Genomic DNA, 23,863 nt, shown 5'->3' with positions numbered 1-23,863 from the left:
GGTTAGATTTCCTGCTGGATGTATTGGCCAATCAGGGCCAGCGTGGTGTCCAGGTCCTGGTTTTCGATGGGCACGTAGCGCGAGTAACGGTAGCGGGCCCCGAGCTGCCTAAACAGCGTTTTGTACTGCTGCGTGAGCTGGGTAATGGTGCTGGCCGAGAGCTCCTGCTTGCGGCGCAAAATCTCCTGCGGGTCGGCGTAGAGGAAGAAGTTGAGCCGGGGCTTGTTGACGAAGGCATACAGCGCCTGGGTGAGGCGGACGGGCAGGTCGATGTTGCTGCGCCGGCCGTCATTGATGAAGTCGAAATAGTACCGGTCATAGAGCACGACATGGCCGCGCCGGGTGTGTTTTAGCCATATAACTGCCTGACCAAAAACATAATCCACATAATAGTAAGCGAAGCGGGCCAGCGACGAGCCCAGGCTGTAGTTCTGCCCTTGGCGGGGCAGGTTCTGCACGCTGCGCGCCTCGGCACCCCGCTTGCCATACTTCCAGGCGCTGATGATGGGCAGCACCGACGGCCGGTGGCGGATGACCACCACGCGCTTGCGCCACTTCTTTTCAAGCCGCTCCTTCACGTGCTCAATCACCGTGGATTTGCCCGCGCCATCGACCCCGCTGAAGGTGATGACGAGGCCGCCCGGCCGGCCAAACTCGGCCGCCGTGCTCAGCAGGTAGCGCAGGCCGCGGGCCCAGCGGTCGAGCTGGCCATTGGCCGGGACCTGGCGCAGGGTATAGGCCAGGTGCTCGGCTTTGGCCGGTATGTACACGCTGGCCTCGGCCAGGCTGTGGAAGGTGAGGCCATAGGCGGTGGTGAGGTGGGCCAGCAGCTCGGCTTGCTTCGCGGTGGGCAGCTGCTGAAAGTGCCGCAAATGGCTCAGCGGCAGGTTACTCTGATTGAGCCAGTAAAATAGCCAGGTATACACAAAATCATCGAGCAGCGCGGGCACGGGCACGCCGGCCACCGCCCGCTCGGCCTGGTTTAGCACGGCCCCGGCATCGAGCAGGCGCAAATCCGTGCGCTCCAGCTGGTGCAGCAGGTCGACGGACAGCAGCGAGCCGTCCTGAAACAGGCAATCGACGGACTGCATGTGCGCGGCCGGCCGCAGCACCGCCGATTGCGCCAGCGGGTAATAGCGCAGGAAGTGGACGCCGGCCGTCACGTCAGCTTCGTCCAGCAGCAGGTCGAGGTCCGAAGTGGGGGCGGGATAGTAGGCGTTGGCGGCGCGGGGCTTGAGCACCACGCCGGGCTGGGCCAGCAATTGTACGTAGTCGAGCAGGTCGAAAATGGCCAGCTGGCGGTGCTCCATCGCGGGAGCCAGTTCCAGGGTGAGCAGGGCATTCCAGCCATTCAGCAGCCAGGTTACCTGCGGGTGCCAGGCCGTCTGGGCGTGGTAGAGCAGCGCGCCGGTAGCCACCTGGTGCAGCAGATAGAGCTGCCAGGCCACGGCCAGCTCGGCCGCCGGCACCGTTGTGAAGTGCTCCTGGGCCGTGGCCAGCGCCTGCGTCCGGATATCGACCGCCGACCGGCGCGTGGTGAGCAGGGCCTGCTGCACTTCGAAGTGAAACAGGTCGTAGAGCAGCGAGGCTTCGGGCAGGGCCAGTTCCAGGTCGTAGATGGCCAGCTTTTCGGGTCCCAGCCAGCAGTTCCAGGGCGTGAAGTCGCCGTGGGCAAAGCCGACCGAAATTTCCTGGTTGGGGTCGAGGGTTGCGAGCAGGTGTTGCAGCTTGGTGCGCAGGCCGAAGGGCACCCGCGTTTCGTCCAGCTCCTGCAATTCGGCCACTTGCTCGGTGATGCTTTCCCAGCAGTTGCTGGCGGCCAGGGGCTGCCGCGTGCTGGTGGCGGCCAGCAGCTCATTGAGGCAGCTGGCGTGGGCCGGGCCGAAGCGGGTGGCGCGCCGGGCACCGGGCACCTTCACGCTGCTTTGCAGCAGGTGGCCGGGCTCGTAATCGAGCACGCGGGGCAGGTCGAACTCGGTGAAGCCGCGCTGGTTCAGGTCGCGTAGCGTGGTGGCTTCGGCCTGCACTTTTTCGGCCGCGACGGGGCCCAGCGGCAGCTTGGCAAACACCAGCTGGCCGGGGGCCAGCACGTAGCAGCACACCGCCTTGCGGTTGGGGCCGGGCGTGCCGGTAAACAAGGCAAAATCGGCCCGGGGCCACACTTGCTGGCCCGTGGGGGCAAAGCTCCCCGGCAACCGCCGGAAAAACACGCCCTGCAACCGGCAGAAAAACACCAGCCGCACGAAGGCACTAAACAGCTCCGCCCTGGGCGACGCCGCATTGTACAGCTCCAGGAACAGGGGCTGCCGCAGGGTAGTCGGCCACAGCCAGCGCAGGCTGCCGTCGGGGTTGTGGCAGCCCCGCAGGCGCACCCCGCCAGTGGTTACCGGAGCGTAGCCCAGGCGGCCCAGCAGAGCGGGCAAATCGGCTGGGTCAGTAATGTGGGCGGCAGCGGATAGCGAATTAGTCATGCCGGCCCCAAGGCTAATCGGGTGCCAAAGAACATGCGGTTTTTATTATTTTGAAAGTCAATGCATTAGCAATATTATTATTGGCCACTACTCCACCCGGTGGATTGGGTTTCCAGCATCTGGAGTGGTAGTCTGCCTCTCTTCTATTGCAACATAGCAGGACGTGAGAGGCCTGGCTGACGATGGCGGGCTTCGTGAAGTAGTTGGTGGAACGCCTCAAAGCAGAGTAGGGAGCACCCGGATAGCGGCGGCTTTTTACCGGTCGGCAGCTTATAGCTAACCCACGTTGCGGAGGATGCGGGTGAGCCCCAGCAGGGCGACATATCGGTAGTCCGCATCCCCGTACCGCTCGTGCGGGTTTCCGTCGGGGAAGCGGACTACAAAGTCCGTGCTCCATCTGCCCATGTGAATGGGCCAGCCGGGAGCAAAACCAAAATGGGTGGTACCGGAAGCCAGTGAGCCAATTGCTCTGGCTCCAGATGCTGGATGCTTACTCTATACGGTGGAGCAAGCGGGGTTCAAAATTCTGATTTAGTTGTTGATTACCAAGAAGTTAAAAAATATTCTTCTTTTGGCACCCGGTTGGCCTTAGGGCCGGCAGCACAGGCCCGTTGCTTCAGCCTGCGGCATGTTTCGGCGGCCCGCCCACAAGTACTTATCTCCCGATATATCAGCCCTCACAACTACAAACGAACATGCAACCCCAGGCCTACTCCCAAACCGCTCCCGTGAACATTGGGCACCTCATCGCCGCGGAGATAGTGCCTCTGGCGGCGCGGCCGCCATACGATTTTTCCGGCCTGGGCAAGCTGGCCAAAGATGCCGGGTTCGTGCGGGAGATGCAGCAGATGTTCATCGACCAGGTGCCTGTGCAGATTGCGCAGCTCAAAGCCACCATCGAAGTAGAGGACTGGGTGACCATTGCCCACCAGGCCCACAGCCTGAAATCCACCTTCGGCAACCTGCGCATTGAGCCCAGTGCCGGCCTCTTGAAAGAGATGGAAAACATTGCCTTTCAGCACCGCGACAAGCTGGAGCTGCTGGCTATTCTGCAGGTGGTGGCCACCACGACCGAGGTGGTGGTCCGGCTTTTTGAACAGGAGCTGAGCCTGGCAGCCTGACCCGATGGAACAGCAAAACATTATTATGCTGTGCCAGCAGGACTGGGACCTGAAGCCGGGTACCAACGCCCGCAACCTGGCGCGGGAGTTTGCCAAGCACAACCGGGTGCTGTACGTCAACCTGCCATTGGACGTTAGCACATTGGTGGCGGGGTTTCGGCGGCCGGAGGTGCGCCAGCGCTTCCGGGTGCTGCTGGGCTGGGCGCAAGGGCTCACCTACGTCGAGCCCAACGTGTGGCTGTGCACGCCCGGTTGCCTGGCGCTGTCCATCAACCTGCTGACTTCGCCCCGCCTGTTTGCGGTATTTAATAAGCTGAATGCGTGGCTGCTGGCGCGCAGTATTCGAAAAGCCGCCCGCACCCTGGGCTTCGGTGCACCCTACCTGTTGCAGGACGGCCTCATCTTCCCGGGTACCGAATTGAAGCGGCTGCTCAAGCCCCGCAAATTCATTTATTACCTGCGCGATTACATGGTGACGGTGCCGTATTTCCGGCGGCACGGGCCTCGGGCGGAGGCGCTGCTGTTGCAGCAGGCCGACGTGGTGGCCAATTCGGCCTCCCTGACCGACTACGCCCGGCAGGCAAACCCGCACAGCCACGACATTGGCCAGGGCTGCGTATTGGCCCTTTATCAGGCCGAAACTCCGCACGAAGTGCCCGCCGACCTGGCCGCCGTGCCGATGCCGCGCATCGGCTACACCGGGTTCCTCACCACTGTGCGGCTCGACCTGGGATTGCTGCTCATGCTGGCCCGCAAGCGCCCCGACTACCACCTCGTGCTGGTGGGCCCCGAAGATGCGGATTTCCGGCAAAGTGCCCTTCACGGGCTGCCCAATGTGCATTTTCTGGGCAACAAAACGCCCGCGCAGCTGCCGGCCTACGTGCAGCATTTCGATGTATGCATCAATCCGCAGGCCGTCAACGACGTGACGCAGGGCAATTACCCGCTCAAAATCGACGAGTACCTGGCCATGGGCCGGCCCGTGGTGGCCACCCGCACCCGCACCATGGAAGTATTTGCGGACTACGCCTACCTCGCCGGCAACCAGTACGAATGGCTGGCCCAGCTGGCCCAGGTACTGGTGGCGCCCGACCCCGAGCGCGCCGCCCGCGGCGTGGCCCTGGCCCAAAGCCACACCTGGGCGGCCAGCGTGGCCAAGCTCTACGCCGCCGTGCGGGCCGTCAGTCAAGCCCCGGCGGCGCGGCTGGTTTTAGCCCACTAATTAGCCCTTTCATAACGCTATTTATCCCCCTCCCCTATTCTATGCCGCGCAAAATCAGAGTTTTAGAAACCATCCGCCAAGGGCAGATTGGGGGCGGTGAAACGCACGTCCTGGACCTGGTGCAGGCCCTGGACAAAACGCGGTTCGAGCCCGTTGTGCTGTCGTTCACGCCCGGCCCCATGATTGACCGGCTGATGGCGATGGGCGTCAAAACCCACGTCATCCACACCGAGCGCCCCTTCAACATCACCACCTGGCAGCGGGTGAAACGGCTGCTGCGCGATGAGCAGATTGACATTGTGCACGCCCACGGCACGCGGGCCCACTCCAACATGTTCTGGGCAGCCCGGCAGCTGGGCCTGCCCATCATCTACACGGTGCACGGCTGGTCCTTTCACCTCGACCAGGCACCCCTGGCCCGCAAAGCCAACCAATTGGCCGAAAAGCTGCTGATGGCGCAGGCGGGAGCCACCATCTGTGTATCCGAAAGCAACCGGCGCGACGGTCTGAAATTCAGCAAGATGAGCCGCGCCGTGGTCATCAAAAACGGCATCAACCTGCAACGCTTCAACCCCAGCCTGCACACCTACAACGTGCGGGCCGAGCTGGACATTGCCGCCGACGTGGTGCTGGTGGGCTACATCGCCCGCATGACGGCCCAGAAGGACCCTTTCACCATGCTGCGGGCCGTGGCGGCCCTGCCGGCGGGGCTCAACGTGAAGTTTTTGGTGGTGGGCAATGGCGATTTGAAGGCCGATGCGCAGCAGCTGGCCCGGCAGCTGGGCATTGAAGCCAAGGTCATTTTCACCGACTTCCGCCAGGACATTCCCGACGTACTGCAGGCGCTGGACATCTTCTGCCTACCCTCGCTCTGGGAAGGCATGCCCATTGGCATTCTGGAAGCCATGGCCATGGGCAAGCCGGTCATTGCCAGTAACATCGAAGCCACCAAGGAAATCATTGAGCACGGCCTCAACGGGCTCCTCGTGCCCATCAAAGACCCCGCAAAGCTGGCCGCCGCCATCCAGCAGCTGGCAGCCAGCCAGGAGCTGCGCCGCTCGCTGGGCGCACGCGCCTACCAAACCATCCAAGCCGGCTTCACCGCCGAGGCCATGACCCGGCAAGTCGAGCAGCTCTACCTCCAGCAGGTGCCAAGCAGCACGCTGGTACCCCAGAACCAGAACCTTCGCCCGGTATTCAATCTAACCGTCGAATACAATTGAAAGCCGCTGGCAGACTGACCGATACTCGATTTTTTTAAATCTCTAAACGCATGGAAAAAATCTTACTGGCAGTCGAGACGAGCCTACTATTCAACTCATTCTGAAGCGCTACTTTGAGGATGAGTACCTGGTGGCACCGCAGCCCAACGGCCAGGAGGCGATGCGGTGGCTGGACGACGGCAATGACGTGGACGCCATTGTGGCCGACTACGAAATGCCCGTCATGAACGGCCCGGCCTCCATCAAGCCGTTGCGCACCAGCGTCTTGCACCGCCATACGCCCCTCATCATGCTCTCGGGCAAGGAAGAAAGCAGCAGCAAAATCCAGCGCCTGCGCCACGGCGCCGACGACTATATGGTGAAGCCTTTCGACCCGGAGGAGTTGGACCTGTGCCTGAAAAACATGATGCGCAAGCTCAGTTTTTAAGCTCCTTTTTAAGCAGCTCCCACAACGATGAAAAAGGCCAAAAAGACCGTCGTTTACCTCTCGGCCGATGCTGCGGAAGCGGCCCGGTTCCAGCAGACCTACGCCGATGACCTGGCGGTGCTGCACATCGACAGTGCCGCCCGGATGGTGGCCCTGTGCCAGCGGCCCGAACGCGCTTTTGAGGCCATCATCGACGCCGCGCCCCTCACCTCCCGGCTGGGCCTGGAACTGATGCGGATGCTGAAAAAGGAGCTGGCCGTGGAGTGCCCGGTTTTCTGGCTGGCCAACGCCGAGCTGACCCCAGCCGCCCAGGCGCTGCTGCTGGGCATCGCGGACGTATTGCCCCAGCATATGGCCCGCAAGGAGCTGCTGGCGCGCATTTACTTCGTGAACCGGCCCGCCGCGCCCGAAGCGGCGAGCCAGTACACGTTCCGCAAAACGCCGGGCAAGCGGGTCTTCGACATCGTGTGCGCCACGGCGGCGTTGGTGCTGCTGTCGCCACTGCTGCTGGTGGTGGCCGCGCTGGTGCGGCTCGAATCCAGGGGGCCGGTTTTTTACTTCTCGTACCGGGTGGGCACTGGCTATAAGGTATTCAAATTCTGGAAGTTTCGCTCGATGCGGCCCGACGCCGACAAGCTCCTGGCCTCGATGAAAAAGCTGAACCAGTACGCGACGCCCCCCACCGCCGCGCCGGCCGTGGTGGCGGGGCTGTGCGCGACCTGCGCGCTCGGAGGCACGGGCCGGTGCCAAAGCCTGCTCTTCGATGAAAAGGGCGCGGAGGTTTGCGAGAAGCAGTACTGGCTCGATAAAAAGGCACAGGGCGGCGCGGCGTTCGTAAAAATTGCCAATGACGCGCGCATCACCCGTGCGGGACATTTTATCCGAAACACCAGCATCGACGAACTGCCACAGCTCTGGAATGTGCTGCGCGGCGACATGGCCATTGTGGGCAACCGCCCGCTGCCGTTGTATGAGGCGGAGAAGCTGATGACGGACCAGTTTGCGGCCCGGTTTATTGCGCCGGCGGGCATCACCGGATTGTGGCAGGTGATGAAGCGCGGCAAGGGCGGCGACATGTCGGAAGACGAGCGCAAAGCCCTTGATAATGAGTACGCCCAGCAGCACTCGCTGCGGAAATGCCTGAAAATCCTGCTGCGCACCATCCCGGCGCTGTTTCAAAAGGAGAACGTATAATGAAGCACCTCGTGCTGCTGTTGCTGGGCCTGCTGGGGCATGCGCTGCCGGGCCGGGGCCAGGCCGCCGCACCGCTACCGGAGGCCTGGCAGGCCATCTTTTTCGAGGCTCCTGCGGTGGCGCTGCCGCTGCTGGCGGCAGCGGCCGTGCAGCACTCGGCCGCGCTGGAGGCCGTCAAAACCGATAAGGACATTACGCACGAAGACCTGCAAATGGCCCGCAAGGCCATTCTGAGCAGCATTCTGCTCTCGAACAACTTCGGCTATGGCAACATTGCCAGCGTGACGGTGGCCGACCAAAGGCTGCTGCCCAACGCCGGCACCACCTCGTCGCAAACGCACTATTCCACGGCCATCAACCTGAACCTGCCGCTGGACCGGCTCCTAAACCGGCGCAACCAAATCAACCGGCAGCAGTTGCAATACCAGAAGCTGGAGCACTTGCGGCAGGCCCAGGAAGACCGCCTGCGCCAGTCTATCATCGACCTGTACCAGACCGTGCTACTCAACTATAATACACTGTCTATGAGTTAACAATCCTACTATAATGCCCAGGTAAATTACCAGCTGGCCGAGAAGCAATTCAAAGCCGGCGAAATGCTGCTTAAATCCTACGCTTCGGAAACCACCATTTACACGGGCATTGCCTCGGGCTACTCGCTCACGGGCAACTCGGAGAGCGACTATTTCCGGACCAGCAACGCCTTCGACAACCTGCTGTCACTCATAAAATCGCGGGAAACCAGGGAGCAGGCCGCCTGCAACTGAAAGAGCTGGACCCCATGCTGTTGAACTGGGCTTCGCTCGCGCGGATGCGGGTTTTGCTGCCGGTCGCGCTGCTCTAGCAGCTCACCGGCCCCACGCTGGCCGCCGAAACCGTGCTGGCCATCCGCACCACGCTCAACGACCATTATGCCCAGCTCAGTTCGGTGGACGGCATTCCCAGCAAGGGCCTGCTCGATGAATGGGTGAAAAACATGCTGGAAGCCACCGAAAACAAGGTCAAGCTGGAGGTGATGGGCCGCCGCAAGGGCGAGTTTATGGCAGAATACCACAAAATGGCGCCCCTCGGGGCCATGCTCAAGCGCATCGAGCGGGAAATCGACCTGACCCAGAAAACCTATTTCGCGCTGCTCACCAGCCTCAACGACAGCAAGGCCTCGCAGCAAAACAACGAGCTGACCACCAACCTCAAAATCGTAGCGCCGCCGTTTCTGCCCTCGCAGGCCAGGGGCGGCAAGCGCCTGGTGCTGGTAGCGGGCGGGGCGTTTGGCGGCTTTTTCTTCGTGGCGGCCACGCTGCTGGGGATGGGGTTGCTGGATAAATCGCTGCGGATGCCCTCGGTGGCGCAGCAGCAAACCGGCCTGCCGGTGCTGGGCCTGCTGCCGGCCATCGACCCCAAAAAGTATGATACCAACGGCTACCACCAACGCAGCGTTGAGCATCTGGCGCGGCAGGTGCTGCGCAGAGTGAGCGCCGACGCCACCGCCCGGCCCTACGTGGTGGGCGTGGTGAGCCCCCTGCGCCAGGAGGGCAAAACCACGCTGGTGCAGGCCCTGGCCCAACGCGGCAACGATATCGGCCTGCCCACGCTGGCCCTGTACCCGGCGGGCAGCACCGGCATTTCGGCCAGCGCCGATGCGATGTTTTACGACGCCGATGCCGCCACCCGGCACCGCACCACGCTCGACGAGCTGACCCGGCACCGCGCCGCGCAGGCCCGGCTGGTGCTCATCGAGTTGCCGGCTTTGCTCGAAGCCACTTACCCCGTCACCCTGCTGCCGCAGCTCCAGCCGGTGCTGCTCACACTCAGGGCCAGCCGCGCCTGGCAGCCCACCGACCAGCAGGCCGTGGCCGATATCCGCGCCGCCACCGCCGCGCCGGTCGAAATCGTGCTCTGCGGCGTGGCCCGCTACGACAGCACGGCCCTGATTATTTCCGCAACTGGCTGAAAAAAGGCCGTCATGCTTCCCCCCAAAAATCCCCTCCTCAATCCCTGCTCATGCAGCCCCTCGTTTCCATCATCACCGTCAACTACAACCATCCCGGCATCACCTGCGAGATGCTGGCCTCGCTGCGGTTGCTGACCTACCCCAACTACGAGGTAATTGTGGTCGATAACGGCTCGCCCACCGAAGACCCAGCGCCCATTGCCGCGCAGTTTCCCGAGGTGCGGCTTATTCGTTCCAAAGAAAACCGGGGCTCCGCAGGCGGCAATAATCTGGGCGTGGCGGCGGCCCGGGGCGAGTACGTTTTCTTCCTCAACAACGACACCGAAGTGGCCCCCGACCTGCTGGAACCGCTGGTTGCCCTTCGCTATTCCTCCATTCCCAACCAACCTAATGGGCGTAATTCTTACCCAAGCCAGCCCGGCCGCAAGCCCGGCTGAACCGCAAAACGGCAGCTTTGCCAGCCGCGTCGGCGCCGCTTTGCCCGCCTCACGTGGGGCTCCGACGAGTCTCTGATTCACACCATTCTGTATAATTCGCCGCTCCGCCCCACCATCGTCAACGACAACCTGCGCTACATCGACTGGGCGGGCGGCGGTCCCAGCCCGGCACCCTCCCCCGCGCCGACCTGCCGGCCTTGCTGGCCTTGCTGGCCTCGCCCAAGCTCTGGGCCCGCAAGGTTGAGGTGAGTGCGGACGCAGCCGTGCTGGAGGCGCTGGATGCAGCCCACCGCAGCGCGGGGCCGGTGGCGGCCGAGCCAGCCACCAGCCCCGCGCTGCGGCAACGAGTTTAAGCTGAAGGACTGTTCTTTGCCTTGTCGTTCTGCTTTCCCTCCTGCCGATGCCTTTTACCTTGTTTCATGTGGCGGCGGTGCTGCCGCTGCTGCGCAACCGCAAAACCTGGTTTTCGGCTACGGGGCTGATTATCGGCAGCATTGCCCCCGATTTTGAAAAGTTTCTGCGGCTGGGATTGCACAATCGGCACAGCCATACCTGGGCCAGTATTCTGTATTTCAGCTGCCCCGTTTCGCTGGGGCTGGCGTTTCTGTTTCATTGGGTGGTGCGCGACCCACTGATTGCGCACCTGCCCCGGTTCCTGCGGCAGCGGCTGGCGCGGTTTCGGGGCGTGGAATGGGGCCGGTACTTCCGCCGGCACTACGGGGTGGTGGTGCTGAGCATCATCACCGGGGCCGCAACGCACCTTGTCTGGGACAGCTTCACGCACCGCCAAGGCCAGCTGGTGCCGCATTTTCCGTGGCTGAAAGCGCGCCTGCCCATCGGGCCGTTTGCCCCGGCGGTGTTCGTGGTGCTGGCGGTCTTGACTTCCACCCTCGGGGCCGGGCTGCTGCTGCGGTTTGTGTGGCGGCTGCCCCAAACGGCGGTGGCCGCCGCGCCGGCCGGGGCCATTGGGCGCTACTGGCGGCTGGCCAGCAGCACGGCCCTCACGCTGCTGCTGGTGCGCCTGTGCTGGCCAGGTTTGCCCTCGACGATTTTGAAACGCTCGTTACCGCGCTGTCAGCGGCCATGCTGGGGGTGGTGGCGGCTTCCGGGTATTCCCGCCTAAGCCAAACTGCCCGCCCGAGCGGTGCCGGGTAGCCTGACAGCCCCGGCCGGTTTACTGCCGCCCGCTCCGCTCGCAATACCGCTCACTTATTTCTTGCTGGCCGCCAGCTCGATGGCCGTGGTGTAGGTGCTGGCTTTTCCGAAGGACTGGCTGATTTCGTCCACGGCGGCGCGGCTGCTCAGGCGCTTGGGCTTGGTGTTGAGGAAGGCACCGTCTTCGCCCACCAGTATGTAGGTGGGCACGTCCTGCACGGCATAGGCCTGCGCCAGAGCCGAGAGCACGCCGCCGCCGAGGCGCAGCTGCACGCCGGGCAGCTTCTTGGCGGCCACCAGCTGGCGCCAGGCCAGCTCGTTTTCATCCAGCGCAATGTTGATGAAGACAATGTTCCTGCCTTCGAACCGGTGCATCAAATCCTGGGCGTAGGGCAGGTCGCGCAGGCAAAGGCCGTTGGTGGTTTTCCAGAAATTGAGGTACACCAGCTGGCCCACGAAATCGTGCAGGTGCACGGTGTCGCCGGTGGCCGAAGCCAGCGCAAAATCCGGGGCCGGCGCGCCAATGGCAAAGTCCTTGTGCCGGTTAAAATCGGCCAGTAAGCCGGGGTAAAACTGCGTTTTCAGGTCGTAGTTGCGAAAGTCCGCGAGCAGGGCGGCGGCCTGCTTCACGTGTCCGAAACGGAAGGATTGCTGCAGCACGCGGCCCAGAATCACGGCGCGGATGGAGCCGGTCAGCTTCTTGCTGGCCAGCGCGTAGCAGGCAGGGTAGAAGTCGGGGTCGGTGGGCTGGTGGTGGTCCTGGGCCACGGCAAAATGCACGTAGTTGAGCAGAAATTCGTAATACAGCTCGCTCTGCGCGGCGTTGGGCTCGTTGAGCAGGCCGGGCTCCCGCAGAAAGTTGTAGTAGTCGGGGGCCATTTTCAGGCGGCCTTCGGTGTTCACCACTTGCTCGCGCAGGTCCTGGAAAGTCAGCTTGTCGTTGGCGTAGGCGTACACCACTTCGGCGTGGGCATAGTTGTAGAACTCCTGCGTGAAGGACTGCCGGGCCGCGTGGTCGTCCAGAAACTCGAACTCGTGCTTGCGGCGGTACTCCAGGAAGGACAGGAACGGGGCTTCGTAGAGCTGAATGTTATCGGGCAGCACCTGAAACCCGTCGTTCTCCACGAATTGAGCATCGGCTTCCACCAGGTAGGTGTTGGCGTTGGCGGCCTGCTGGCGGTGGCGCTGCTCGTCGGTCAGGTTTGCGCCGTTGCGCAGCTTGGTGGCCAGGCCGGTGGGCACGTCGTTGGCTTTAAATTTCAAGGTGCCCGCCATGTCGCTGCCCTTGAAGCGCACGTCCATATCAGTGCCGGGGTCCAGGAAGAGCGGGGCCACGTCGTCGCCGTACACCAAATCGGCCTTGGTGGGGCCGCTCACCGGCACGGCCAGGCGGAATTCGCCCTTGCTGCTCAAGGCAATGCGGAACAGCTTCTCCGTCGGGTCGAGCGGGTTTTCGCGCAGCGACACAGCCACCGAATCGGTGGTGGCCCCGCTCACCCGGCCGGTGAGCACGGCCAGCCCCACCGCCCCGGGTTTGCCCCCCTGCCCGTAGCTCAGCAGTGGAACAATCACTGCGCAAATGCTCAGCAGCCAACGTTCACGCAAGAGTAAAAATGCTTTCATCAGAAATACTGTTATAAGATGGAAAGGCACGCGGCAAGGAAGGCGTCGGGCCGGCCTCCCACCGAAGAATTGTGCGGAAAACCGAAATGTGGGGCTATCGGAGGTCGGTGGCGGCCGCTTGGGGCGCGGGCTGTATGGTTGTTGCTACCGGCCCCGCGGCCAGCAACAACGGGCGCAGGCGGGTGGCCGCCGTGTCGAGCTGCTGCCGAATCTGGGCCAGGGCCATGCGCAGGGCCAGGGCATCGGACAAGCCGGGGGCGTGGCGCTGCGAATAGCCGTAGTACATGGCCACCTGCACCTTCGCCTGCCCATGGCCTTCGTACTCGCCCAGCACCTTGCCCTGCAAGTCCCGGATTTGCACCTTAGCCGTGAGGGTGGTTTGGTAGGTTTCCAGGGGCAGGCCCAGGAGGCTGGGCGTGAGCATCGTAACGAGCTGAATTATTTGCAGGGCGCGGCCGGTGCGCTTCACCTCGGCCTCGGGCACCTGCAGCAGCGCCGAGCCCAGGCTGGTCATGCTGGTCGGCTCCGCCACATTGCGGTAAATCTCGTTTTGGAACAAGCGCAGCAGGTCATCGTGCGACGTGCCGTCGGTGTTGTTCAGGGCCCCCATTTCTACGGTGGGCTCCAGGGGCGGCAGCCGGTGGGCGTTGACGGCAGAAGGCAGGTGCTGCAGCACGTGGCCGGGAGCGGCGCAGGCCACGGCAGCACCGGCCAGCAAGCCGCAACGAAGGAAGGCAATAATTTTCATGGTAGGCGGGGATAAATCCGAAAGAGCAGTGATTGAGCAGCGCTGGGCTTAATCGGCGCTATCGACTAAAAATCAACTTATTAGTAGCGCAGCAGCTTCCGCAGCTTGTCATACAGTTCGGCTTCTTCGAAGGGCTTGGCCAGGCAGTCGTTCATGCCGGCGGCGCGGTAGCGCTCGTGGTCGGCGTGGAAGGCGTTGGCCGTGAGCGCCAGGATGGGGACGCCGGCCCGCGCCGGCTCGGCATGGGCCCGAATGAGGGCCATGGCGTCCAGGCCGCTCATGCCGGGCATCTGGATGTCCATCAGCACCAGGTCGAAGGGCTGCTGGGCAAACCGGGCCACTCCGCTGGCGCCGTCCACGGCTTCGGTCACCACGATGCCCCACTCCTGCATGGTGCGCCGGGCCACGAAGCGGTTGATGTCGTTGTCCTCCACCAGCAGCACCCGCACGCCGGCCAGCACGCCGGTGTCGAAGGCCTCCGCCACGCTCTCCACGGCTGGTGCCACGGCCCTGGCCAGCGTCAGGCTGAAGGCAAAGGTGCTGCCCACGCCCAGGGCGCTGGCCACCGTCAGCTCGCCGCCCATCTGCTCCACCAGGGCCCGGCTGATGCTCAGGCCCAGGCCCGTGCCCCCAAAGCGCCGCGCCGTATCGGCGTAGGCCTGGGTGAAGCTCTCGAAGATGCGCGCCTGCACTTCCGGGGCCATGCCCAGGCCGGTATCCGTGACGCGGAACCGCACGGTGAGCGTGTCGGCGGTTTGGGCCAGCAGTTCGCCCTTCACTTTCACCCGTCCGCCCGCCGGGGTGAATTTGACGGCGTTGCTCACCAGGTTCAGCATAATCTGGTTGATGCGGTGGGCATCGGCCTGCACCAGCGGAAACGGGCAGGTGGCGCTCAGCGGCGTGCCCTCGAAGTGGAGGCCTTTTTCCAGGGCCTGCAGGGCCAGCGGCTGCAGGGCCTGCGCCACCGAATCGCAGAGATTGAACGATTCCAGATTCAGCTCCAGCTTGCCGGAGGCGATTTTGGCCATGTCGAGCACGTCGTTGAGCACGGCCAGCAGGTGCTGCCCCGAGACGCGAATGATGCGCAGCAGCTCCTGCTGCTCCACGGTCAAAGGGGTTTTAGCCAGCAGGTTGGCCACGCCCAGCACGCCGTTCATGGGCGTGCGGATTTCGTGGCTCATGTTGGCCAGGAAGTTTTCGCGGGCCCGCACGGCGGCCTCGGCGGCCTGCTTGGCGCGCTTCAGCTCTTTGCCGGCCAGCACGCGCTCCGTAATGTCGTGGGTGTGGACGATGATGTAGGGCACCTGGTTGGGCTCTTCTACCCGAAAGCTGCGGTACTGCAGGTAATGCAGCCGCGGGCTGCCGTGCGGGCTCATGCGCTGCACGCCCGTGGCTTCCCGCGCCGTGCTCATGAGCTGGAGGTACTGCTCGAAGGCCGGGATGTCTTCGGGCGGCAGGTTGATGGCCATGCTCTGGCCGAGCAGCTCCTCGACCGGGCGGTTGAGCAGCGCGGTCACCGCCGGGTTCACGGTGAGCACGCGGCCCTGCAAATCATGCGTAAAAATGAACGCCTGGCTGTACGTCATCAGGTCGCGGTACTGCTTTTCGCTGCGCTCCAGGGTTTGCCGGCTCTGCTTCAGGGCCGTGATGTCGGTGCTCACGCCCAGTACGTGCACCGTGCCATCGGGCCGGTGCAGGGGCCCCTTCACGGTATAGAACCAGCGGATGGTGCCATCGAGCAGCGTGTGGGCTTCTTCCGTGGCTATTTCCTGGCCCGTGGCCAGCACCTGCACGTCCACGGCCGCGTACTCGGCCAGCTCCCGGGCCAGCACGCTATCCGGGGCCACGGCGTCGGGCCGGGCCATGCCGGAGCCTGCCATCAGGCCCTGCATGGCCGGGTTCTGAAAGACAAATTGCTGCTTCGTATCCCGCACAAAAATCAGGGCGGGAATGGTATCGAGCACCTGCTGGGTAAACTGCTGCTGCTCGGCAAGCTGCTGGCGCACGGCCTCGCGCTCCGAGATGTCGGCGAAATACAGGTTGACGTAGCCTTCCCGTGGGAACGGCATCACGGCCACGCTGTACACCTGTTCCCTCAGCGCAACTTCGAGCTGGTGCGGGGCTGCCTGGGCCAGGGCAGCGGCGGCGGCACAGCGCAGCTGCTTTTGCAGCCGCACCTGCTCGGCCCGCGTCAGGTGCCGGCCCACGCGCCGGGCCGCCGGGTTGGCGTAGAGCTGCTGCCCGTTGGCCCCGATGCGCACAATGGGGCTGGGGTCCTCTTCGGGAATGCAGGACACGGATTTTAGGGCCGCCCGCAGGTGCTGCTGCTCGCTCACGTCGCGCAGCGCCAGCAGCCAGGTGCCGGCCGGGCCCGCTTCGGCGGCGGGCGGCATCATCTCACAAGCGAGCACGGCCCCTTGGTGGAGCGTCACCAATTCCTGCTGTTCCTGCTGCCGCCAGGGCAATTCGCGCTCGGCCCAGCGCACCAGCTCGGCGGGCGCGGCCACCAGGGGCTGCACCTTTGCCGCCAGGCACCGCACCGATTTGCCGTGCCACACGGCCGGCTCATCGGGCAGACCCAGCAAGCTGAAAAACCGGCGATTGGCCAGCACAATGATGCCCGTGGCGTCCAGCAGCAGCAGTCCTTCGAGCAGCCGGTCCGACAGGTGTTCCACCATCTGCTCTACCTCGCGGGCCCGCGCCAGGGCCGCGGTGAGCTTCTGGATGTGCTGCTCGGCGGCGGCCAGCGCCGCCGGGTAGTTGATGGCACTCGGCGCGATAAGGGTAGCAGTGGTCATAAATTAGCACAAAGTCGAATGAGTTACCAGGGTATTCGCGGGAAAACCGCTGTGGATTAGCCGGCGAATACTGGCTGGGGCCGAAACCGGCGCCGGGCCTCAATACCAATGCGCAAAGGGCGGGGCTGCGGCATGAGCCAGGAAGAAAAGAACCCAGTGACTGGGGGGGAAGAATAACGGGACGGGCGAAAACGGCTAGTGCCCCGCAACTGCCAGCGCGGCGGCCACCACCGGCTTTGGCCTGGGCTTCTCAAAGACGTCCCGCAGGCGCATAAAGGGCTGCTCCACATAGGTATACAGCAGTAGGGCCCCGCTCACCAGCAGCCCCCAGTACAGCACGTAGGCCACGAGCCAGCCGCCGGCCCCCAGGTACGGCGTGAGCACGGTGCGCTCCAGCGGCAGCAGCACCAGCTTTATCAGTACCGACTTGTTGAGCAGGTACATGGAGTAGGAAACGAGGCTCAGCAGTGTGAGGCCGCGCATGGCCGGTGAATAGCGAGCGTAGCGCAGCTGCGAGAAATACGGCAGCACCACCAGCACCACCAGGCCTTCGAGCAGGGAGCGGCACCACACGTTGTAGAACAGCACATGGGCACCCAGCTTCGGGTACAGAAACGTTACGAGCAGCAGCCCCACCGCCAGCCCCAGGCCGGGCCGCCGCAGCGCCCGCCACGCGCCGGCGTGGTAGTGCTGAAGGTAGCAGGCCAGCACGCCCAGGGCAATGGCATCGAGGCGGGCAGCCACCACGCGCCGGTAGTAGCCATCCCAGAGCGCCGCGGCCAGGCCCTGCCCCTGCTGGTACTGGTAGAACCTGAACACCAGCGGCAGCACCAAAAACAGCCCGATGGTGCCCGCCAGCGCCACCCGTCGGTTCCGGAAGAGGCCCAGGAGCACGAGCACCGTGGTGGGGAACAGCAGGTAAAACCACTCTTCTACCGCCAGGCTCCAGCCTTCGGGAAAGAAAGTGGGGTGGGGCGTGCTCAGGTTCTGGCTGAATATAAAATAGCGGTACACCCCGGCGGGCAGCTGGTGGCGCAGGGCCGCCAGCAGCACCAGGCTCGTGAGCACCACCAGGTAGGCCGGCAGCGTGCGCAGCCAGCGCCGCATCCAGAAATGCCGCAGCGAAAAGGGCTGGCGCGGGTCGAGCAGGGCCTTGAGCAGGATGCCGCCGATGAGGTAGCCGCTCAGCACGAAGAAGATATTGACCCCGTCGATGGCGGACGCCGGCAGGTTGTGCCACGACCGATAAGCCGGCGGCACCAGCATCGCCGCGTGGCCGTACACGGTGATAAAAATGGCCACGGCCCGCAGCAAATCAAGCCCGAAAATCCGGTTATGAGTGGTACCCAGCGCTTGCGCCGCCAGTGTTTTCAGGGTAAACATACGTTATATAATCTACTTTATTTCAGTGGTTTATTGCGTGCAATCAGGCTGCCGCCAGGGCCAGTTCGGGGCGGCGGCGGTGCAGCCACAGCTGCTCGCCGGGCGAGAGCCGGGCGTGGTAGTGCAGGCTGCCGAAGAAGATAAGAAACTGATAAAACAGAATGCCGTAGTTCGTCATGCCAAAAATGCCGAACTCGGTGAAGGAATTGATGAGAATGGGGATGAGCAGGCCCGCCCCCAGCAGCCGCACCTGCGGGTCGGCCTGCCGCACGAAGGCGCGGATGGTGAAGCCCAATTGCAGCATGGCAATGGTGAAGCCCACCAGCCCCAGGTTCATCAGCACCTGGATGAAGGTGTTGTGGGCCATTTGGGCGGCGTAGGTGTGCACGCTCTGGAAATAGTCGCCGTAGCTGATGCGCATGAAGCCGTAGCCCAGCAGCGGCTCGCGGGGCAGCGCCTCCGTCAGCAGGGCGTGCCAGAAGGGCAGCCGGCCGGTCATGCTCAGCACTTCCTCCAGGCCGCCTTGCTTGATGAACACCAGCGGCACCACGGCCGGCAGGGCCAGCAGGGCGGCAACGTTGGCGGCCCATTTCAGGCGCGGGTTGCCGGCCTGCCGGAGGTGGAAAAACAGCACCAGCACAAACCCCACCAGCGACGAGCGCGACCCGGTGAGCACCAGCGCCCCCAGCAGCAGCCCGATTTTGACCGCCGTGAGCACCGTTCGGTGGCGGCGCTCCAGGTCAAACATCAGGCAGGCAATGCCCACCACGCAGAGCATGCCCAGCTCGTTGGGGTTCATGATGAAGCCGCCCAGGCGGGCCTCTTCGCCGCCGTGGGTGAGGCGGTAAAACGTGTCGGGAGCCACCAGCGCGCCCACCAGAAACACCAGTAGAATCAGGAAAACCGCATTGCCCAGCACATGGTAGAAACGCACCTGGCTTTCCGGGAAAAACTCCTTGATTAGCAAAAAGCATTTCACGAAATAGTAGGCGAAGACGAGGCTTTCCAGGTCCATCACCCATTGCAGAAACGAGTAGCCGGGGTTGCGGGACCACAGCAGGGAGGCCAGCCCGAGCAGCAGGTACGCGCCATACAGCAGCGGCACCGGACCATTGTGCCAGCGAAACGAGTCGATGGCACCCCGGCGGATTATCAGCGAATACGTCCCGTAAACGGCGGCCGTCATGCCCAGGCGGGTCACCAGCTTGAGGATGCGCGTGATGCCGATGTCATCGTTCCAGGCAAAAAAACCGCTCAGCTTGATGAGCACAATCGCGGTAAGGAGCACGCTCAGGGTGCGCAAAAAAGCGCGGTGCGGCGCGGCGGCGGGTAGCAGGTTGGTCATCGTAAATCAGGCGGCTAGGGCGTCCTGGTACATCCGCTCATAAGCGGGCAGCAGGTTGGGCCAGTTGAAGGCGATGCGCACCATGCGGCGGCAGCGCAGGGCCAGCGCCTCCGCCTCGGCGGGGGCGGCCCATTGGGCATACAGGCGGTGGAGGGCATCGGTGAATAGCTCGGGACTGGCGGTGGCCATCACCTCGCCGCAGCCAAATTCGCGCACGTAGCTGCCCAGGTTGGTGGCTTCCGTCACCACGCAGGGGATGCCCAGGGCCACGGCTTCGAGCACGGCGGTGGGCAGGCCCTCGTAGTGCGACGTGTGGGCAAACACGTCGAGCTGGCCCAGCAGGCCAATTTTTTCGTCGCCGTAGCGGCTGCCCAGCAGCTGCACCGAACCTTCGGGCGCTTCGGCGGCCCAGTCGGCCACCAGCGCCCGGTCGGGGCCGTCGCCAATTACCCACAGCTCGGCCTCGGGCACCAGGCGGGCAAATTCGGCGAAGCCGGCCAGCAGGCAATCCAGCCCCTTGTGGTTGTCGTCGAGCCGGCCGCAGAAACCCACCCGGAAGCGGCCCCGCGCGGCCGGAAACATGGGCGACACCGGCCGGGGTGGCTCAAAGCCGTACGGCATCAGGCTGGTGCGCACGGCGTGGCTCATGTGCTCCACGCCCGTCACCTCGCTCGCCCCCAGGCAGTGCACCCGCGCCGAATGCCGCAGCAAATAGCCCTCGAACAAAAACGTATAAGCCAGCTTGGTGAGCCAGCTTTTGCGCCGCGCCGCCGGGCTGTAGCTGCCGTGCGGCGTGAGCACATACGGAATACCCAGCGCCGTGAGCTGCCGCGCCACCGTGTAGAACACCGGAATGAAAGCCCCGTGCAAATGCACCACTGCTGCGCTGCGGCTCAGCTCGTCCAGGGCCGCCAGCAGCTCTTTGGGCAAGCCAAAGGGGTTGCGGCGGGCGGCAAACAGCCGGGTGGCAAACTCGCGGGCCGGGTAGTTTTCGCTGAGGTCGGCGGCAATGCCCCACACGGCCACATCGGCCCCGGCGCGGTGCTGCTGGGTGGCCAGCGCGTGCACCACTTTGTTCACCCCGTTCATGCGTTCGGGGTTGGCTTTTCCGAGAATTAAATGAATGATTTTCATGTCATTGAATAGTTAGCAAACGACCGGTTTCTTTCGCGTCCGGTTCGGCGTGGCAACTCGCTTGGCCGAGGCTAAGGCCAATGAGGTGCCAAAACCAAGTTTTTTAGTTAAATTATTGGTTTTTAATGCATTATGATGGAAATTCAACTGAAATAGCTCCACTTTTCAGAGTATCGTCTGAAAAGTGGAGCTATTATTTTCAACCCCCAATTATGCTCATTATCACCTGGTAACCGCCGCCGGAGCGGTGCGGCGCAACGCCAGCGCCCAGTAGCCGCCCAGCACCAGCTGCGCCAGCAGCCAGCCCAGCACCACGCCGCTGGCCTGGTAGTGCCCCGTGAGCCAGCGCACCGACAGCAGCGAAACCACGATGCTAAGCACGTAGCCCGCGAAATAGTGGCGCGAATCGGCCTGCAGGCGAATTGTCAGCCGGAGCGGGTACACCAGCAGAATCACTACGTAGAGCAGGCAGCACCAGCGCAGTAAACCAGGGTATTGATTGCCGCCCGCCGGGCCAAAGCGCGCCACCAGCGGCCCGGCCGCCAGGGCCAGCAGCGCCAGCACCGGCACGGCCGCCAGCAGCATTTTCCGGACCAGCGCCGCCCGCTGCTTTGCAAACAGCTGGGGCGCGTGGTAGAAGCTTTGGCTGAGGCGCGGCAAGGCATAGTTTTCCACGGCTTGCAGGCCCAGGTTGAAGACGCCCATGGCCGTTTGGGCCAGCCGCAGCACGCCCAGCATGGCCGGCGAGCCCGCCCAGCCCGCAAACACCAGCAAAATATTAGCCGAGCCCCACTGGAGCAGGGACGTGGGCAGCAGCCAGCGCGCCTGCCGCCAGTGCCGCCGCCCAAACCGGTGCCAGCCGCGCAGGCTGGGCCACGCGCCCAGCGCCCGCCCGCTCAGCAGCAGCGCCGGCACGGTGGTGAGGCCCACGGCCCACATCACCTGGGCCAGCGTGGCCCTTTCGGAGCGCAGGGCCAGGGCCAGCAGCACCAGCAACTGCCCGCCCGCCGAAAGCACGTCGCTGGCCAGGGCCACCTGCACTTTGCCATCGGCGAGCAGCAGCTTGCGCAAGGTGTCCTGGCCCCCGGCGGCGGCCACTAGCACCAAAAAGGCGGGGAGCACCGTGGCTGCCTGAGGCAGCCGGTGCGCACCCGCCAGCACGCCGGCCACGGCCAGCAGACTAAAAATTAATTGCCCCGCCAGCAGCAGCTGCTGATAGGCCGGGCGGCGGGCAGCGGGCAACGCGCCCACCACCACCTGCATGGGCTGCGTAATGATGGCCCCCTGCACGGCCAGCAGCAGCAGCAACACTAGCTGCCAGGCGCTGTATTCGCCGAATGTCGTTAGTCCGCATAGCCTGGCAATAAAGAGGTTGGTAAGAAAACTGGTGGCGCTCACGGTAGCCTGGCCGGCCACCACCCAGTAGCGCGGGGCCACCTGAAACCGCCCCGGACGAAAAGCCCGGAGCGGCCAGAAGAAGGTTGGGCTCACGCTTGCAGGTCGAGCCCGGCGGGCAGCGGCAATCCCGTGGGCTCGGCGGCCGTTTGCGGCGCGCGGCGCGTCGAGCGGCGCAGGCGGCGGGCCATAATGCGCAGGAAGCCGGGGTCGTAGCCGTCACGGTTCAGGCAGAGGTGCACGTTGGGCAGCTGGTAGTCGGCCACCAGCAGGTCCAGCTCGGCGAGGCGGAACGTGGGCGTGGTGCGGCTGTCGATGACGAACAGGTTGGCCTGGGCGCCGGCCATCACGGCCAGGGCGTAGCTGTCCTGGGCCAGGGGGAGGTTTTGCACCAGCAGCAATTCGTCGGGCTGGGCATCGGGGTTGGGCGAAGTGGGGTCGCGCAGCACCAGGGCACGCACTTTCAGGCCCTGCGCCACCAACGCCTGCCGCAGGTGCTCGAAGAAGAACGACTGCCCTTCTTTATCGGTGAATGCACTCACCACCAGCTTGTTGCCGGGCACGAAAAAGCCCTTCAGTGCCAGCCGCGTGGCCAGCTGCTTGAAGAAGGCCAGCTGACCTTCAAAATCCTCGCCCAGGTGCGGAATGGTGGCCGCCAGCGGCGTAGCAGCCTCTTTTTGTACGGAGTACGCATCACCGGGCGTCGACCGCACTCCGGCAATCAGATAAGCCAGCAGCGAGCCCACCAGCAGGCCCAGGAAGCCGGACACCAGCAGCACGAAGCCGCGGTGCGGGGCCGTGGGCTCGGTGGGCACCAGGCCGTCGGCAATCACGCGGTGGTAGGAAATGGGCGTGGCCTTGGCAATTTCGGCCTCGGTTTCCTTCTCCCGCAGAAAAGTGTAGAGCTTCTCATTCAGCTGGAAATCACGCTCCAGAATGGCCAGGTTCTTCTCGCGGGTGGGCAGGCCCACAAACACGCCCTGCGACTGCCGGATGGTCCGGTCAATGTCGCGGTAGCGGATGGTGAGGCTGGTGCGCGTGTTGCGGATGCTTTCGAGCAGGTAGCTGTTGAGGTCGGCCAGCTTCAGGTCCACGGTTTTCACCTGGGCATCTTCGGGGGTGAAGCGCAGCAGCAAGTCGTGCTTTTCGGCTTGCAGGTCCTTGATTTTCTTGATGATGTCGGTCGAGAGCATGTCGTTGAACGCCTCGAAGTTGGGGGCCAGGGCCAAGGCGTGGTTCTTGCCGTTGGTCATGTAGCGGTACAGGTTGTTGGCGGCGGCCAGGCTCATCTGGATGTTCGCGCGTTGGATTTTCAGCTCCGCAATCTTGTGCAGGTCGGTTTCGGTTTCCTGCTTGATGTTGACGATGCTTTTCTTGTCGCGGTACTGCTCCACCGTGTCTTCGGAGTGCGACAGCGTGCGGCGCACGGTTTTCAGCTGCTCCGTAATCGACTGGGACGTGGCGTTCACCACCTTGTACTTGGTGGCCAGGTAATCATCGAGGTACACGGCCGTGAGGGCGTTCACCAAATCGGCGGCTTTCTCAGGCACCGGGCTCTGGTAGCTGATGCGCAGCACCGGCACGTTGCGGTCGGTACTGCTCACATCCAACTGGCTGCCAATGGCTTCAATCAGCTCGCCACGGTTGTGCTGCACCAGGCGGTAATGGTCGGCCAGGGGCACGTCGGGGCGGTTTTTCAGCTCCTCCTCGTTGCGCGTAATGGTCACTTCCGCGCCGCTTAGCCGCAGGGGCTGGCCCAGGCGGCCCTCGGCTACTTCGCCCGAGGGCGCGGTCAGGCGCAGGGCCCCGGCGGCGTCAATGCGCAGGTCGAAGGGCTTTTCGGCCCACTTCGGGTTGTGCAGCGTCAGGGCCACCAGGAAGGGGCTGGCGCGGTACATTTCGGTGGTGCGCAGCTTGCCCACGCGGTACGTGCTCAGGTCGAAGGGCAGGTGGTCGAGGGCGCGGCCCAGCAGCAGCGGCGAGCGCACCAGCTCGGCTTCGGCGCTGCTGCGGTCGGTGCCCGAAAAGGCGTCCAGGTTCTTAATCAGGGTCGTGTTCATCGCCCCTTCGTTCACGTCGGCCAGCTTGATTTTGGCCGTGCTCTCGTACATCGGCGTGGCGTAGCGCAGGTATTGCCAGGCCGCGCCCAGGCTCAGGCCCAGGCACAGCAGCACCACGGGCAGGCCCCGCCAAATGGGGCGCAACGGGCGTTTATTTTGTTTAAATTCGCTCATGG

19 protein-coding genes are annotated in these 23,863 nt (G+C 63.9%); 10 read left to right on the top strand and 9 right to left on the bottom strand.

Going from position 1 to position 23,863, the window contains the following annotated elements; all coding sequences use genetic code 11:
• Positions 1-2: 2 nt before the first annotated feature.
• On the bottom strand, positions 3-2,471 hold the full coding sequence (locus J4G38_RS13770) for a nucleoside/nucleotide kinase family protein (protein ID WP_210517312.1): 2,469 nt from the start codon (positions 2,469-2,471) through the stop codon (positions 3-5).
• A 695-nt stretch (positions 2,472-3,166) separates the two neighbouring features.
• On the opposite strand from J4G38_RS13770, the gene J4G38_RS13765 reads away from it, so the two are divergent.
• From J4G38_RS13765 to J4G38_RS13720, 10 genes are all read left to right on the top strand, one after another.
• Positions 3,167-3,592 carry an Hpt domain-containing protein gene (locus J4G38_RS13765; protein ID WP_210517314.1) on the top strand — a complete coding sequence of 142 codons (426 nt, stop codon included), beginning with the start codon at positions 3,167-3,169 and terminating at the stop codon, positions 3,590-3,592.
• Between the two features lie 4 nt (positions 3,593-3,596).
• Complete coding sequence (locus tag J4G38_RS13760) at positions 3,597-4,814, top strand: glycosyltransferase (protein ID WP_210517316.1); 1,218 nt, start codon at positions 3,597-3,599, stop codon at positions 4,812-4,814.
• Between the two features lie 41 nt (positions 4,815-4,855).
• Positions 4,856-6,037 carry a glycosyltransferase family 4 protein gene (locus J4G38_RS13755; RefSeq protein ID WP_210517318.1) on the top strand — a complete coding sequence of 394 codons (1,182 nt, stop codon included), beginning with the start codon at positions 4,856-4,858 and terminating at the stop codon, positions 6,035-6,037.
• A gap of 88 nt (positions 6,038-6,125) precedes the next feature.
• Positions 6,126-6,464 carry a response regulator transcription factor gene (locus J4G38_RS13750; RefSeq protein WP_210517692.1) on the top strand — a complete coding sequence of 113 codons (339 nt, stop codon included), beginning with the start codon at positions 6,126-6,128 and terminating at the stop codon, positions 6,462-6,464.
• A 27-nt stretch (positions 6,465-6,491) separates the two neighbouring features.
• A complete protein-coding gene (locus J4G38_RS13745) occupies positions 6,492-7,658 on the top strand; it encodes a sugar transferase (RefSeq protein WP_317198202.1) in 1,167 nt (388 codons plus the stop codon).
• Positions 7,658-8,191, top strand: coding sequence for a TolC family protein (locus J4G38_RS13740; protein WP_210517321.1), 534 nt, complete (start codon positions 7,658-7,660; stop codon positions 8,189-8,191). The genes J4G38_RS13745 and J4G38_RS13740 overlap by 1 nt, the downstream gene beginning before the upstream one ends.
• A 63-nt stretch (positions 8,192-8,254) precedes the next feature.
• The gene (locus J4G38_RS13735; RefSeq protein WP_210517323.1) at positions 8,255-8,425 is read left to right on the top strand and encodes a hypothetical protein; all 171 of its coding nucleotides are present in this window, start codon (positions 8,255-8,257) and stop codon (positions 8,423-8,425) included.
• Between the two features lie 110 nt (positions 8,426-8,535).
• The gene (locus tag J4G38_RS13730; RefSeq protein ID WP_210517325.1) at positions 8,536-9,609 is read left to right on the top strand and encodes a hypothetical protein; all 1,074 of its coding nucleotides are present in this window, start codon (positions 8,536-8,538) and stop codon (positions 9,607-9,609) included.
• Between the two features lie 50 nt (positions 9,610-9,659).
• A complete protein-coding gene (locus J4G38_RS13725) occupies positions 9,660-10,046 on the top strand; it encodes a glycosyltransferase family 2 protein (RefSeq protein WP_210517328.1) in 387 nt (128 codons plus the stop codon).
• Between the two features lie 400 nt (positions 10,047-10,446).
• Positions 10,447-11,169, top strand: a complete 723-nt coding sequence (locus J4G38_RS13720) for a DUF4184 family protein (protein ID WP_210517333.1) — start codon at positions 10,447-10,449, stop codon at positions 11,167-11,169.
• Positions 11,170-11,255: 86 nt separating this feature from the next.
• Here the strand turns inward: J4G38_RS13720 and J4G38_RS28980 are convergent, their stop codons facing one another.
• The 8 genes from J4G38_RS28980 to J4G38_RS13680 form a co-directional block, all read right to left on the bottom strand.
• Positions 11,256-12,773: a TlpA family protein disulfide reductase gene (locus J4G38_RS28980; protein WP_210517346.1), complete on the bottom strand. Its 1,518-nt coding sequence runs from the start codon at positions 12,771-12,773 to the stop codon at positions 11,256-11,258.
• 145 nt (positions 12,774-12,918) lie between these two features.
• Positions 12,919-13,572, bottom strand: coding sequence for a hypothetical protein (locus J4G38_RS13710; protein ID WP_210517349.1), 654 nt, complete (start codon positions 13,570-13,572; stop codon positions 12,919-12,921).
• A gap of 80 nt (positions 13,573-13,652) precedes the next feature.
• Positions 13,653-16,370 carry a PAS domain-containing protein gene (locus J4G38_RS13705; protein ID WP_210517352.1) on the bottom strand — a complete coding sequence of 906 codons (2,718 nt, stop codon included), beginning with the start codon at positions 16,368-16,370 and terminating at the stop codon, positions 13,653-13,655.
• A gap of 195 nt (positions 16,371-16,565) precedes the next feature.
• On the bottom strand, positions 16,566-17,753 hold the full coding sequence (locus J4G38_RS13700) for an acyltransferase family protein (protein WP_210517354.1): 1,188 nt from the start codon (positions 17,751-17,753) through the stop codon (positions 16,566-16,568).
• 43 nt (positions 17,754-17,796) lie between these two features.
• Complete coding sequence (locus J4G38_RS13695) at positions 17,797-19,098, bottom strand: O-antigen ligase family protein (protein WP_210517357.1); 1,302 nt, start codon at positions 19,096-19,098, stop codon at positions 17,797-17,799.
• 6 nt (positions 19,099-19,104) lie between these two features.
• A complete protein-coding gene (locus J4G38_RS13690; protein ID WP_210517360.1) occupies positions 19,105-20,232 on the bottom strand; it encodes a glycosyltransferase family 4 protein in 1,128 nt (375 codons plus the stop codon).
• A 222-nt stretch (positions 20,233-20,454) separates the two neighbouring features.
• On the bottom strand, positions 20,455-21,723 hold the full coding sequence (locus tag J4G38_RS13685; RefSeq protein WP_210517363.1) for an MATE family efflux transporter: 1,269 nt from the start codon (positions 21,721-21,723) through the stop codon (positions 20,455-20,457).
• On the bottom strand, positions 21,720-23,861 hold the full coding sequence (locus tag J4G38_RS13680) for a GumC family protein (RefSeq protein ID WP_210517366.1): 2,142 nt from the start codon (positions 23,859-23,861) through the stop codon (positions 21,720-21,722). The genes J4G38_RS13685 and J4G38_RS13680 overlap by 4 nt, the downstream gene beginning before the upstream one ends.
• Positions 23,862-23,863 lie beyond the last annotated feature (2 nt).

It is taken from the genome of Hymenobacter terricola (assembly GCF_017921975.2).
GTDB classification, from domain to species: Bacteria; Bacteroidota; Bacteroidia; order Cytophagales; family Hymenobacteraceae; genus Hymenobacter; species Hymenobacter terricola.
The sequence above is the reverse complement of the archived record's forward strand: the minus strand, read 5'-3'. Positions and strand labels throughout refer to the sequence as shown.

Excerpts from the sequence above, each read along its gene's own strand:
- J4G38_RS13770 (WP_210517312.1), bottom strand. The coding sequence starts at position 2,471 with ATGACTAATTCGCTATCCGCTGCCGCCCACATTACTGACCCAGCCGAT.
- J4G38_RS13765 (WP_210517314.1), top strand. The coding sequence starts at position 3,167 with ATGCAACCCCAGGCCTACTCCCAAACCGCTCCCGTGAACATTGGGCAC.
- J4G38_RS13760 (WP_210517316.1), top strand. The coding sequence starts at position 3,597 with ATGGAACAGCAAAACATTATTATGCTGTGCCAGCAGGACTGGGACCTG.
- J4G38_RS13755 (WP_210517318.1), top strand. The coding sequence starts at position 4,856 with ATGCCGCGCAAAATCAGAGTTTTAGAAACCATCCGCCAAGGGCAGATT.
- J4G38_RS13745 (WP_317198202.1), top strand. The coding sequence starts at position 6,492 with ATGAAAAAGGCCAAAAAGACCGTCGTTTACCTCTCGGCCGATGCTGCG.
- J4G38_RS13740 (WP_210517321.1), top strand. The coding sequence starts at position 7,658 with ATGAAGCACCTCGTGCTGCTGTTGCTGGGCCTGCTGGGGCATGCGCTG.
- J4G38_RS13735 (WP_210517323.1), top strand. The coding sequence starts at position 8,255 with ATGCTGCTTAAATCCTACGCTTCGGAAACCACCATTTACACGGGCATT.
- J4G38_RS13725 (WP_210517328.1), top strand. The coding sequence starts at position 9,660 with ATGCAGCCCCTCGTTTCCATCATCACCGTCAACTACAACCATCCCGGC.
- J4G38_RS13720 (WP_210517333.1), top strand. The coding sequence starts at position 10,447 with ATGCCTTTTACCTTGTTTCATGTGGCGGCGGTGCTGCCGCTGCTGCGC.
- J4G38_RS13710 (WP_210517349.1), bottom strand. The coding sequence starts at position 13,572 with ATGAAAATTATTGCCTTCCTTCGTTGCGGCTTGCTGGCCGGTGCTGCC.
- J4G38_RS13705 (WP_210517352.1), bottom strand. The coding sequence starts at position 16,370 with ATGACCACTGCTACCCTTATCGCGCCGAGTGCCATCAACTACCCGGCG.
- J4G38_RS13700 (WP_210517354.1), bottom strand. The coding sequence starts at position 17,753 with ATGTTTACCCTGAAAACACTGGCGGCGCAAGCGCTGGGTACCACTCAT.
- J4G38_RS13695 (WP_210517357.1), bottom strand. The coding sequence starts at position 19,098 with ATGACCAACCTGCTACCCGCCGCCGCGCCGCACCGCGCTTTTTTGCGC.
- J4G38_RS13690 (WP_210517360.1), bottom strand. The coding sequence starts at position 20,232 with ATGAAAATCATTCATTTAATTCTCGGAAAAGCCAACCCCGAACGCATG.
- J4G38_RS13680 (WP_210517366.1), bottom strand. The coding sequence starts at position 23,861 with ATGAGCGAATTTAAACAAAATAAACGCCCGTTGCGCCCCATTTGGCGG.